The 13,004-nt window shown below is 47.7% G+C and carries 11 protein-coding genes; 7 read left to right on the top strand and 4 right to left on the bottom strand.

The annotated features are described in order from the left end of the window. Window positions 1–25 precede the first annotated feature (25 nt). The 4 genes from MED92_RS10890 to MED92_RS10875 all read left to right on the top strand — a co-directional run bounded on the left by MED92_RS10890 (window position 26) and on the right by MED92_RS10875 (window position 3,664). Entirely contained in the window at window positions 26–934 is a 909-nt protein-coding gene (locus MED92_RS10890) for a LysR family transcriptional regulator (RefSeq protein WP_007021595.1), read from the top strand. 354 nt (window positions 935–1,288) lie between these two features. Further along, window positions 1,289–2,263: a DUF1852 domain-containing protein gene (locus MED92_RS10885; protein WP_007021594.1), complete on the top strand. Its 975-nt coding sequence runs from the start codon at window positions 1,289–1,291 to the stop codon at window positions 2,261–2,263. A gap of 30 nt (window positions 2,264–2,293) precedes the next feature. Next, window positions 2,294–3,322: a methionine synthase gene (locus MED92_RS10880; protein WP_007021593.1), complete on the top strand. Its 1,029-nt coding sequence runs from the start codon at window positions 2,294–2,296 to the stop codon at window positions 3,320–3,322. A gap of 69 nt (window positions 3,323–3,391) precedes the next feature. Next, a complete protein-coding gene (locus tag MED92_RS10875; protein ID WP_202899562.1) occupies window positions 3,392–3,664 on the top strand; it encodes a hypothetical protein in 273 nt (90 codons plus the stop codon). Between the two features lie 53 nt (window positions 3,665–3,717). Here MED92_RS10875 and gyrB read toward each other — a convergent pair whose 3' ends face one another. The 4 genes from gyrB to dnaA all read right to left on the bottom strand — a co-directional run bounded on the left by gyrB (window position 3,718) and on the right by dnaA (window position 10,111). Continuing rightward, entirely contained in the window at window positions 3,718–6,144 is a 2,427-nt protein-coding gene (gene gyrB / locus MED92_RS10870; protein WP_007021591.1) for a DNA topoisomerase (ATP-hydrolyzing) subunit B, read from the bottom strand. A gap of 21 nt (window positions 6,145–6,165) precedes the next feature. After that, complete coding sequence (gene recF / locus MED92_RS10865; RefSeq protein WP_007021590.1) at window positions 6,166–7,257, bottom strand: DNA replication/repair protein RecF; 1,092 nt, start codon at window positions 7,255–7,257, stop codon at window positions 6,166–6,168. 68 nt (window positions 7,258–7,325) lie between these two features. Beyond that, window positions 7,326–8,429 (bottom strand): DNA polymerase III subunit beta, encoded by a 1,104-nt coding sequence (gene dnaN, locus MED92_RS10860; protein ID WP_007021589.1) that lies wholly within the window; start codon window positions 8,427–8,429, stop codon window positions 7,326–7,328. Between the two features lie 50 nt (window positions 8,430–8,479). Next, on the bottom strand, window positions 8,480–10,111 hold the full coding sequence (gene dnaA / locus MED92_RS10855; RefSeq protein ID WP_007021588.1) for a chromosomal replication initiator protein DnaA: 1,632 nt from the start codon (window positions 10,109–10,111) through the stop codon (window positions 8,480–8,482). 685 nt (window positions 10,112–10,796) lie between these two features. Here dnaA and rpmH point away from each other — a divergent pair. From rpmH to yidC, 3 genes are read left to right on the top strand one after another with little or no spacing between them, the layout of a single operon-like run. After that, a complete protein-coding gene (rpmH, locus tag MED92_RS10850; protein ID WP_007021587.1) occupies window positions 10,797–10,931 on the top strand; it encodes a 50S ribosomal protein L34 in 135 nt (44 codons plus the stop codon). Between the two features lie 29 nt (window positions 10,932–10,960). Next, window positions 10,961–11,332, top strand: a complete 372-nt coding sequence (gene rnpA, locus MED92_RS10845; RefSeq protein WP_007021586.1) for a ribonuclease P protein component — start codon at window positions 10,961–10,963, stop codon at window positions 11,330–11,332. A 14-nt stretch (window positions 11,333–11,346) separates the two neighbouring features. Beyond that, complete coding sequence (gene yidC / locus MED92_RS10840; protein ID WP_007021585.1) at window positions 11,347–12,984, top strand: membrane protein insertase YidC; 1,638 nt, start codon at window positions 11,347–11,349, stop codon at window positions 12,982–12,984. The last annotated feature ends 20 nt before the right edge of the window (window positions 12,985–13,004 follow it).

The following is a 13,004-nucleotide window of genomic DNA, read 5'->3' as shown; positions in this document are numbered from 1 at the left end:
TCACCTAGTCTTGCTCAAGAATCTTATGATTGAACGTATTCATCTCAGAGTTGTTCATGCCGTAGAAGAATACGGATCGCTCACTGCCGCAGCCAAAGAACTTTGCGTCACACAATCTGCACTGAGTCATACCATCCGTAAACTCGAAGATAATCTTGGAACCGAAATATGGCTCCGTGAAGGTCGAAGCTTACGACTAACCGAAGCTGGACGGTATCTTCTGAATATTGCGAACCGCGTTTTACCCTTGCTTGATCATGCAGAAGGCAAGCTGAAACAGATCTCAAAAGGTGAGCGAGGAACCTTACGGGTCGGTATGGAGTGCCACCCTTGCTATCAATGGTTACTGAACATCGTCGCACCTTTTTTAGAGGCCTGGCCCGATGTCGATGTCGACGTGAAACAGAAATTCAAGTTTGGTGGCGTAGGGGCGATGCTTGATTATGAGATTGACCTGCTAGTCACGCCCGACCCATTTTATAAAAGCGGTTTAACCTTCCAGCCAGTTTTTGATTATGAACAGGTTCTGGTCGTGGCGAAGAGCCACCCCTTAGCCTCGTGTGAATTTATCCGGCCTGAAGACCTCCGCGACCAGGTATTGCTGACCTACCCGGTAGAAACAAGCCGCCTGGATATTTACGCTCAGTTTCTCAACCCGGGTGGGGTTGTGCCCAAATCACATAAAGTCTTTGAAACAACCGAGATATTACTGCAAATGGTGGCCTGCGGGCGTGGTGTAGCGGCATTACCCCGCTGGCTGTCAGAAGAGTACTGCGCAAAACTACCTTTAGCTGTGGTACGCCTGGGAGAGAAGGGTATCAACAAACAGATCTTCTTAGGCACCCGTAATGGTGACACCGATATCGAATATCTCAACGCCTTTATGGAGATGGCACGCACTTACCAGCAGCCTAAAGTGAAAGATTTTTCCTAATCTTTCACGCATCGAAGTCATCTACGGTACCAGCAAGCAAACAGCGTAATCCCTGCTGGCTTTCCTGCAGTATCAAATTCACGGCTAAATCAGCACCGATAATCTCACTTCCACTGCAGCCTGTTCAGCTCTTTTTGGCATCTCTTTCCTGAATAACCCCACACCCATGAATAAATATAATTGAACAATGAAAAGGTATCATTTTTTTTCATATGAATAGCGGCGTATAACTGCATGCAATGCTTAACGTTATAGATAGGAAGCAATGAGAGCTGAACCCAATGGTCGATCTCAGCACAGTCTTAAAACGTTAACTCGGTAATTAACACTCTGACTTTTTAGGATATCGGTCTCATGAGTAAAGGATTTGCATACACAGTTAAGCGTATTCGTTTCGATGAAAACTATGAGCCATCAAACAATACCCGTCTTACCACTAACTTTGCCAACCTGGCACGTGGCGAACAGCGCCGGGAAAACCTCAGAAAAGCTATTAAGATGATCGATAACAGCTTTAACACCTTGGCAACCTGGGATAACCCAAATAATGATCGCTACTCGGTTGAGCTGGAAATCGTGCATGTTGATATCGATGTGGAAGGCACTGGGGATAACTTTCCCACCATTGAGATTCTGAAAACATATATTGTCGATCACAAAACCAACCAACGTATTGAAGGTATCGTCGGCAACAACTTCTCTTCCTACGTTCGTGATTATGATTTCAGTGTTCTGCTCCTGAACCATAACAAAGGTAAAGATCAATTCAGCGTACCGGAAAACTACGGTGAACTGCACGGTAATATGTTTAAGGATTTTGTGAGTTCGGACGCTTACCAACAAAACTTCAATAAACTACCTGTTATCTGCCTAAGCGTTTCGGATAACAAAACCTATTATCGTACTGCGAACACTCATCCGGTTTTAGGCACTGAATACGAACCCAATGAGCCTTCGCTGACCGAACAGTACTTTAAAAAGATGGGTATGGAGGTGCGTTACTTTATGCCGCCAAACAGTGTTGCGCCTTATGCCTTCTACTTTTATGGCGACCTACTGAATGATTACACCAATCTTGAGCTCATCAGTACGCTAAGCACGATGGAAACCTTCCAAAAGATCTATCGTCCTGAAATTTATAACGCCAATGCGTTTGCAGGCGAGGTCTTCAAACCGAGCCTTAGACACCAAGATTACTCTTTGACACAGGTTGTATACGACCGGGAAGAGCGCAGCCGTTTAGCGGTAGAGCAGGGCAAATGGGCAGAAGAGCATTTCATTAAGCCCTACGGCGAACTACTCAAAAAGTGGTCATCCAGCTACGCCTAATCTTAAGCCAGTATAGAAACAGAAGACGTTATGAAAAAGTTATTACCTACTTCCACAGCCGGCAGCTTGCCTAAACCGTCCTGGCTAGCAGAACCTGAGAAACTTTGGTCACCCTGGAAATTGGAAGGTGCCGAACTAACCTCAGGCAAACAAGATGCTCTGCTCGTAACACTCCAGGAGCAAGGCAACGCCGGGATTGATATCGTCAGTGACGGCGAACAAACCCGTCAGCACTTTGTAACCACATTTATTGAAAACCTCAGCGGTGTGGATTTTGAAAAATGCAAAACGGTTAGAATCCGTAACCGTTACGATGCCAACGTACCGACCGTGGTGGGTCCCGTTAGTCGAAAAAAAGCCGTGTTTGTTGAAGATGCTAAATTCTTACGCCAACAGACGGATCAACCGATTAAATGGGCACTGCCAGGGCCGATGACCATGGTCGATACCCTTTACGATGATCACTACAAAAGCCGAAAAGATCTGGCCTGGGAATTTGCTATAGCGCTCAACGAAGAGGCCAAAGAGCTTGAAGCGGCGGGCATGGATATTATCCAGTTTGATGAGCCCGCCTTTAACGTCTTTTTTGAAGAGGTCAATGAGTGGGGTATCGCCTGTTTAGAGAGAGCCATCGAAGGGCTTAAATGCGAAACCGCTGTGCATATTTGCTATGGCTACGGCATCAAAGCCAATACCGATTGGAAAAAGACCCTTGGCTCGGAATGGCGACAATACGAAGAGACATTCCCATCGCTGCAAAAATCTAATATCGATATCATCTCCTTAGAGTGTCATAACGGCCGCGTACCGCTGGAAGTTCTAGAGCTAATTCGCGGCAAAAAAGTGATGGTCGGCGCGATTGATGTCACCGCTGAGACCATCGAGACACCCGAAGAGGTCGCTGAAACACTGCGTGGTGCGCTGAAGTATGTTGATGCAGACAAACTTTACCCATGCACCAATTGCGGCATGGCACCACTTTCCCGTGATGTTGCCAGAGGCAAGCTCAATGCACTACGTGCAGGGGCAGAGATTGTGCGAAACGAACTGGCCGCTTAAGGACAAAAGAACGACTGAAAATTTAACCACCGCTGATAAAATTTTGTGAATATTCGCTCGTAAACAGCCATGGTAAAGTCAATCTCAGATAGGGGTAAGTTACTCACTCTATTAGGAGAAGCGGGTAAAACGGTAGACAGGCTAATGGCTGAATATGGTTCTGAACAGGCATCCAGTTATCCACTGGGCTTATATATCGCTGTTTATTATGGCGGTAATCGAAGCGAATTTGCCAAAGCCAATGGCGTGGTTAGGCAGCAAGTAACCAAGTGGTTAAACAACGGCTTTTACGTTGTCGATCATAAACTCTACAGCCCAAGACGAAATTTAAATCGCCCATAACTAAAAAAGCAGCCCTAAGGCTGCTTTTTGTATGCTTTTGATTCTAAAAGAAATTAAACGTCCAGGTTAGCGACCTGAAGTGCATTGGATTCAATAAAGTTACGGCGCGGTTCTACTTCATCGCCCATCAGGGTTGTGAACAGCTGGTCCGCAGCAATCGCATCTTCAATAGTCACCTGAAGCATACGACGCGAGTCTGGGTCCATGGTGGTTTCCCAAAGCTGCTCTGGGTTCATCTCACCCAATCCTTTGTATCGCTGAATGTAGTGACCGCGACGGGACAGATCCAGCAACCAGTTCAGACCTTCTTCAAAGTCTGTGACTTCTTTAGTCCGTTCACCACGCTGCAGGTAAGCACCATCTTCCAGTAAACCTGACAATGTCTCAGCCATCTTCGCCATCTCAGTGTATTCACGTGAAGCAAAGAACTCTTCGTTCAGAACATAGTCATGAGCTACACCATGCTGCTGCATCACCACTTTAGCAACGAAGTTACTGTGCTCTTTATCTTCTTCAACCAGACACTGATAGCTAACCGCTTTATCAGAGAAGCCCGCCAACGCATCGTCAAACTGGTCACACCAGTCTGCCACTGCCGCCTGATCGGCCATGTTCTCACTTGGGAATGCTGCGGTATCCAGCAGGGATTTCAGCATTGCATATGGGTATACACGGGACATACGGTTGATGGTGCGGATCACTGCACGATACTGGTAAACCAGCTCCTGAAGCTTCTCGCCACCAATACCCGGCGCATCTGCATTTACGTGAAGTGTTGTACCATCCAGTGCACCTTGCAGCAGGTAAGAATCCAGTGCTTCATCGTCTTTCAGATACTGTTCCTGCTTACCTTTTTTGATCTTATACAGCGGTGGCTGAGCGATATACACGTAACCACGCTCGATCAGTTCTGGCATCTGACGGAAGAAGAATGTCAGTAGCAGGGTACGGATGTGTGATCCATCCACGTCGGCATCGGTCATGATGATGATGTGGTGGTAACGCAGTTTATCCGGGTTGTACTCTTCACGACCGATACCACAACCAAGGGCAGTGATCAGTGTGCCAACCTCCGCAGAGCTAAGCATCTTATCAAAGCGAGCTTTCTCTACGTTTAGGATCTTACCTTTTAGCGGCAGGATGGCCTGAGTCTTACGTGCACGGCCCTGTTTAGCCGATCCGCCCGCAGAGTCACCCTCCACCAGGTAGATTTCAGAAAGCGCTGGGTCTTTCTCCTGGCAGTCAGCCAGTTTACCTGGCAGTCCGGCAATATCGAGGGCACCTTTACGACGGGTCATTTCACGGGCTTTACGTGCGGCTTCACGGGCACGTGCAGCATCGATCATTTTTGAAACAACCGCTTTAGCTTCCTGTGGATTTTCCTGCAGGTATTCAGCAAGACGTTCACCCATGGTTTGCTCAACGGCAGACTTCACCTCAGAAGAGACCAGCTTATCTTTGGTCTGAGAGGAGAACTTAGGATCAGGTACTTTAACCGAGATGATTGCGGTCAGACCTTCACGGCTATCATCACCCGTAGTGCTGATCTTGCCGCCTTTGTTCAGGCTTTCGCTCTCAATGTAGTTATTAAGAGAACGCGTTAGCGCTGCACGGAAACCAGAAAGGTGAGTACCTCCATCACGCTGTGGAATATTGTTGGTGAAGGAGTGGATACTTTCCTGGAAGCTATCGTTCCACTGCATCGCAACTTCTACCGCAACGCCAGAAGCTTCATGCTCAGCCGTGAAATGGAAAAGTTTGTTAACCGTTGTTTTGTTGGTGTTCAGGTACTCAACAAACGCACCCAGGCCACCTTCATACTCGAAAACTTCTTCGACGGCTGTACGCTCATCTTTAAGAACAATACGTACACCGGAGTTAAGGAAAGACAGCTCACGCAGGCGTTTAGCCAGAATATCAAACTTGAAGGAAACGTTTGAGAACGTCTCTTCAGATGGCCAGAAACGAACCATAGTACCGCTGGTTTCTGTTTCACCGACAACAGATAGCGGTGCTTCAGGCTCACCGTGTCTGTATACCTGCTCATGAACCTGACCATTACGTCGAATGGTCATCTTCAGCTTAACGGAAAGGGCGTTTACTACCGATACACCTACACCGTGCAGGCCGCCTGATACCTTATAGCTGTTATCGTCAAACTTACCGCCGGCGTGCAGTACCGTCATGATAACTTCGGCAGCGGATACACCTTCTTCTGGGTGGATATCAGTTGGGATACCACGGCCATTATCCATAACCGTAATACTCTCATCCGGATGGATAATCACTTTGATTTCACTACAGTGACCCGCCAGGGCTTCGTCGATCGAGTTATCCACGACCTCAAACACCATATGGTGCAGACCTGTACCGTCGTCTGTATCACCAATGTACATGCCCGGGCGTTTCCTTACTGCATCAAGGCCTTTTAGTACCTTAATACTCGAGGAATCATAATCTTGATTATCTTCGCCGCTCATCCAACTCTCCTAACTTTTTCGTTACATGGGTGCTGCAATGTCACCGTCTGCGATACGAAAAGTGGCTATATCCGTTTGCGAATGCCAAAACGCGTTAAGCGAACTGTCATCCACACAAGTTATAAAACACTGGTTAGAGCTTTGCTCTAACACTTTACAGAACAACTCGCCGTGCGCACTGTCGAGCTCCGAAGGGAGGTCATCGATCAGATAGATACAAGGTCGACCGTTCATACGCTGAAACAGAGCTCCCTGAGCCAGCTTCAACGCACTAACAACTAATTTCTTCTGGCCGCGGGATAAACGTTCTGCCGCATTGTGGCCATCCACTTTGAGTTTTATATCCGCTCGTTGTGGACCACTGCCGGTAAAGCCCTGACGAAGGTCGCGCTCAAAATTGCTGGCAAGCACTTCATCAAGCTGGCGTTTTTTATCCCAGCCATAGCTAAAACCCAACTGTACATCCATATCCCCAAGCAGTTGCGAAACCACCTTATCAAACTCCGGTTTCAGCAGCTTAAGATACTCAATTCGCAGACGGGTTAGCTGGTCTGAAAAAGCGATAAACTCACGATCCCAAACCTGACGTAACTGATTGTCAATCTTACCACATTTCAGCAGGGTATTACGCTGTTTTAATACTCTTCTGAAGCCTCTCCAGAGCTGAATAAACGCTTTATCCGCATGAAACACGCCCCAGTCGAGAAATTGGCGTCGAACGGCGGGGGATCCCTCCAATAACATGAAGGTATCTGAGTTAATAACCTGCAGTGGAATCAGCTCTGCCAGGGTCGACAGATCAATATCTCCGCCTTCAAAACGGATCCGTGCTTCGCCCTCGACAGGGCGTTCTACGCCGAGGGATTGTTTGAACCCCTGAGCCATAGGGTCAATTGAGGCAAACACGACGGTTGAAGCTTGTTCAGTCTGGACCAGGTGACGGGCTTTATTGGTACGAAACGAGCGGGTCAGACCTAATACGTTGATCGCTTCAAGGATACTGGTTTTACCACTGCCGTTTTCACCGCAGATAATGTTGATAGCAGAGGAGGGCGCAAAACTGATTGAGCTGATATTGCGGAGGTTTTTAATCTGGAGATTGGAGATCGACATTCAGGGCCCTTGGCCTATATACAAAACAGGGGGCTCAGTAAGCCCCCTGTTTCCGAAATACCTTTCGATTACATACGCATTGGCATGACAACGTAAACGCTACCTTCTTCATCGAACCCTTCTACCAGCGCACTGGAGTTAGAGTCAGACAGGGTCAGGCGAACCACGTCGGAGTTCAGGATCGACAAGCAATCCAGCAGATAATTAACGTTAAAGCCAACTTCCAGCGTTTCACCTTCGTAATCCACTGCCAGTGTCTCTTCCGCTTCTTCCTGTTCCGGGTTGTTTGCCATTACCTGAAGGTATCCGCTAGACAGGGACAAGCGAACGCCACGGTATTTTTCGTTCGACAGAATCGCGATACGACTCAGAACCTGGCGCAATTCCATACGATCACTCAGGAGAATCTTGTCGCCATTTTTCGGAATAACACGCTCATAATCCGGGAACTTGCCATCAACCAGCTTAGAGGTGAAAGTAAAGTCACCTACATGAGCACGAATATGGCTGGCACCGATAACCAGGCGCAGTTCCTCTTCACCATTCTGTAGAAGGCGCGCCAGCTCAAGGATACCTTTACGCGGTACGATGATCTGATGCTGCATACCGTCTTCAGCTTCAACATCCGTTACGCTGGTTGCCAGACGGTGGCCATCTGTCGAAACAGAGCGAAGCTGCCCGTTAGCAATCTCAAGCAACATACCGTTCAGATAGTAACGAACATCCTGCTGCGCCATCGAGAAACCGGTTTTATCGATCAGGTTACGCAACTGGTGCTGAACCATGGACAGTTCCAGTGTCTCTGGGCTGTCTTCCACGTTCGGGAACTCGGCTGCAGGCAGAGTAGACAGAGTAAAACGGCTTCGACCCGCTTTAATCACCATCTTCTGGCCAGTTAACGTCAGCTCGATACGGGCTGAATCCGGCAGCGATTTACAGATATCCATCAACTTACGTGCTGGCACTGTTACAGAACCGGCTTCAGCTGGCTCATCCAGTGTCACACGCCCGACCAATTCGACCTCAAGGTCTGTACCGGTCATCGACAGTTGATCCCCTTCAGCGACCAACAAAATGTTGGATAGCACTGGCAATGTCTGGCGGCGCTCAACCACACCGGCAACCAACTGCAACGGTTTGATCAACGCTTCACGTGAGATGACAAATTTCATCGTTTCCCCACCTACCTTTTAAATGGCCGGTCCAGTAATGGCCGGATTGATTACGCCGTCAGATGGCGTAGTAAATTCTGATAATCTTCTCTGATATCCGTATCACTTTCACGTAGCTCCTTAATCTTACGGCAAGCGTGGAGCACGGTTGTGTGATCTCGACCACCAAATGCATTGCCAATTTCCGGCAAGCTGTGGTTGGTCAGTTCCTTAGACAAACTCATCGCAACCTGGCGCGGTCTGGCAACGGAACGACTGCGTCGTTTTGACAGCAGATCAGAAACCTTAATCTTATAGTAATCAGCTACAACTCTTTGAATATTATCAATACTAACCTGTTTATCCTGCAAAGCCAGCAGGTCTTTAAGAGATTCTTTAATAAATGGAGTTGTAATCGCGCTACCCGTGAAGTGAGCGTTAGCAATAACGCGTTTTAATGCGCCTTCCAGCTCACGAACATTGGAGCGAATTTTTTGTGCCAGGAAGAAAGCAGCATCATCAGGCAAGCGTACACGCGCCTCATCCGCTTTCTTCATCAAAATAGCGACACGGGTTTCCAGTTCAGGCGGCTCAATCGCGACCGTTAGTCCCCAACCAAAGCGGGATTTAAGGCGCTCTTCAACACCATTGATCTCTTTTGGATAACGGTCACTGGTCAGAATCATCTGCTGACCACCTTCAAGCAACGCATTAAAGGTGTGGAAGAACTCTTCCTGGGAACGTTCTTTACCGGCGAAAAACTGGATATCATCAATTAATAGCGCATCAACGGAGCGGTAGTAACGCTTAAAATCATTGATTGCGTTAAGCTGCAGGGCCTTAACCATGTCAGCTACGAAACGTTCGGAATGCAGATAAACAATTTTGGCATTCGGATTACGCTTCAACATCTCGTTACCCACCGCATGCATCAAGTGGGTTTTACCCAAGCCAACCCCACCGTATATAAAGAGTGGGTTGTAGGAAACACCTGGGTTATCACCAACCTGACGCGCAGCTGCCAGTGCTAGCTGATTGGACTTACCCTGGACGAAACTTTCGAAGGTAAATGACTGGTTCAGGTTGGATTGGTGTGTTCGCAGACTACCTTCCACATTAACCGTACGCTCAATCGGTTCCGGCATCGGTGCTGGAGGAGGCGTAGGGATAATATCCGATGGCGGCATATGCATCGGCATCTGAATCTGAGAAGGAATACTCTCCTGAGTCGGAGTGACGATCTGTTGCGCTACCGGTTGCTGATAGCTCTCTTCGCGGAGCGTTTCCGGGGTAATGATCGTTTGCGCAGGTGCCGCGGCGGCAACCGAAGCAGGTTCATTAACCGGAACAGGCTCAACTGCAGGGGCCGGAGCAAAAGCAGGTTGACTGACCGGAGCAGGCGCAGGGCGACGCGCATAACTTGCAGCCGCCGGACGAGGGCGGGGCGCCATGCCACGGTTATTTGCTACCTCAAGTGCCACCTCGGTTGAGATATCACCGGTTACATCACAAACAACCTGACGAATACGCGATAGAAATTTATCGTTCACCCAATCACGGACAAAGCGGTTCGGCGCAACCAACACCAATTGGTCAGCACTATCCGGAGACACCTGTAGGGGTCTGATCCAGGTATTGTATTGCTGAGCCGGAAACTCATCCTGAAGGCTGTGTAAACAACGCGCCCAAAGTTCCGTCGACATAGGGGTGAAGCCCTTCTCTATCCTGCAGTTATTGTTATAGGTTCCATGCCCCGAACTAACGGCAGGAGGGCCGTAAGAAATGGTTCAGAGTATTTGTAGAATTCTAACGTCTTCCACATCAGTTATCCACAACTCAAAGCGCTTTTTTTCAAACATCAAGGTAAATAATGACAGTGAGAAAGTGCAGAAGTGGTGCGGCTTGTACGCAATTTACTCAGAGCTTTTTTGCATGAAAGACACAACTAACCCACTTTTTATCCATATAGTTATACAATCTTTAATACAGCGTATTTCGTGGGACAAGCACAGTTATCCACAGAATTCACCAAGTTAATAACAAATTCCTTCAGACTGGTTAAAAAATTAACCTTAAAAACGGATTTTTTAGCCCTCATAAACGGTCTGCTTTTGTCATAAAGAATTCAAACTTTTTTCTCGGCGCAATGTCGGTCGCTGCAACTTATATATAGGTACATCTATAAGGACAGCTAACATCAACAGGGGAGATTTCAGCGGTTATTACGAGAGATTTAGCAGAAAGCGCAATAAATATACGAAAAAAGCGCAATTAATCTTAAAAAGAGATTGAACAGGGCCAGCAAATTCAATAGAATTCGCCCTCTATTTTTTCCCGCGTGGCTAATTAGCTACGTTTAATCAACAAACGCGTTGGCAGGATTGACCGATGAAAAGAACATTTCAACCAAGCGTACTTAAGCGTAAGCGCACACACGGCTTCCGTGCCCGCATGGCTACTAAAGCTGGCCGTCAGGTAATTAACCGTCGTCGCGCTAAAGGCCGTAAGCGCCTGTCTGCTTAATGACTGGCAAGACGGTCTGGTTTATTTGAATGACCGAATTCAGATTCCCCCGCCGGTTACGACTGTTAACCGGTAGGGACTTTCAGTTTGTCTTTGATGACGCTCAGCTGAAAGTACCAGACCAGCCTCTCCTCATACTTGCTCGTCCAAATAATCTTGGCCAACCCCGGCTTGGATTTGTAATTTCTAAAAAAAATGTTCGTCAGGCGGTGAAACGTAATCGCGTTCGTCGTATCATTCGCGAATCCTTTCGTCTGAATCAACATTCTCTACCATCAGTGGATATCATCATACTCGCCCGTAAAGGGATCGGGGAGATGGAAAACGAAGCGATTCACAAGCTGATGAAGAAAAGTTGGTCCCGGCTGAAAAACAAATCAAAAAAGTTAAAGCAAACCTGATTGGTCCTTAACCTATGGATGTACAGCGTATTATTCTCATTGGGGCACTATGTTTAATCAGCTACATGCTGGTGCTGCAATGGAACCAAGACTACGGTCAGCAACCTGAAGCTCAGCAGGCAACAACTTCGGTTTCTGCCTACGACACTCAACCTGTAGCAACAGATCTCCCTAAAGCCGAAGATACTGCTCAGACTGGCGATGTGCCAGGCACTGCAGAGCAAGCTCAACAGGCTCAGCTGATTACTGTTAAGACAGATGTTCTGGATATCATTATTGACACTAAAGGTGGTGATATTATCCAGGCCGCTCTGCCTCAGTATAAAGCGGCTCTGGGATCTGAGCTGCCATTCGTTCTGCTAAAGCAGAACACTAACCGCACTTATGTTTCGCAAAGTGGCCTGGTTGGTAAGAATGGTCCGGATGCTAGCCCGGAAGGTCGTCCAACTTATGCTGTTACAAAGAATGAATACCTACTGGGTGATCAGGATACACTGGCTGTTGATCTGACTTTCACTGATAAGCAGGGTGTTCAGATCACTAAGCGCTATACATTCACTAAAGGTTCTTACGAGATCAATCTTGAATTCATCGTAAATAACCAGTCTGAGCAACAGTGGGCAGGTAATCTGTTCGGTCAGATCAAGCGTGACCGTAGTGATGACCCAACTCAGTCTACAGATATGGGCATGCAGTCTTATCTGGGTGGTGTATTCTCCACTGCAGAAGACCCATACGAAAAAATCGACTTCGACGATATGGACGATGGTCAGTTCAAGAAGTCCAGCCCTGACGGTTATGTTGCTATGTCTCAGCATTACTTCCTGAGTGCATGGATTCCAGCGCCGGGTGCTGAGTACAGCTACCAGTCTCGTAAACTGAACGGTAACTACATTGTTGGTTTCCTTTCTCCTGACTTCCTGGTTAATGCCGGTGAAGACAAAAAAGTTAGCGCTACCTTCTACGTAGGCCCTAAAGATCAGGAGATCATGGAGCTGGCACAGGAAAACTTGCCGCTAACAGTAGACTACGGCTGGTTATGGTGGATTGCTTCACCACTATACATGCTGCTTAAGTGGATCTATGGCCTGGTAGGTAACTGGGGTCTGGCCATCATCGGTATTACGATTGTCGTAAAAGCTGCGCTATTCCACCTGAATGCGAAAGCATTTAAGTCGATGGCGAAGATGCGTAAATTTGGTCCTGAGATGACTCGCCTGAAAGAGCTGTACGGTGATGACCGTCAGAAGATGTCTCAGGAGATGATGAAGCTTTACCAGAAAGAGAAGATCAACCCGCTGGGTGGCTGTCTGCCTATTCTGGCTCAGATGCCGATCTTCATCGCTCTGTACTGGGTACTGATGGAATCAGTAGATCTGCGTCATGCGGAATTCCTCTACCTGGCAGACCTTTCGGTTAAAGATCCGTACTTCATTCTGCCGATCATTATGGGTGTGAGTATGTTTATTCAGCAGATGCTGAACCCGACTCCTCCGGACCCAATGCAGGCAAAAATCATGAAGATGCTGCCGATCATGTTCACATTCTTCTTCCTATGGTTCCCTGCAGGTCTGACTCTGTACTGGGTTGTGAACAACATCCTGTCGATCGCTCAGCAGTACGTGATCAATAAACAGATCGAGAACTCCTGATCATTCCTGCTTAGAAGGAA

Source organism: Neptuniibacter caesariensis, assembly GCF_000153345.1.
Lineage (GTDB): Bacteria > Pseudomonadota > Gammaproteobacteria > Pseudomonadales > Balneatricaceae > Neptuniibacter > Neptuniibacter caesariensis.
The sequence above is the reverse complement of the archived record's forward strand: the minus strand, read 5'-3'. Positions and strand labels throughout refer to the sequence as shown.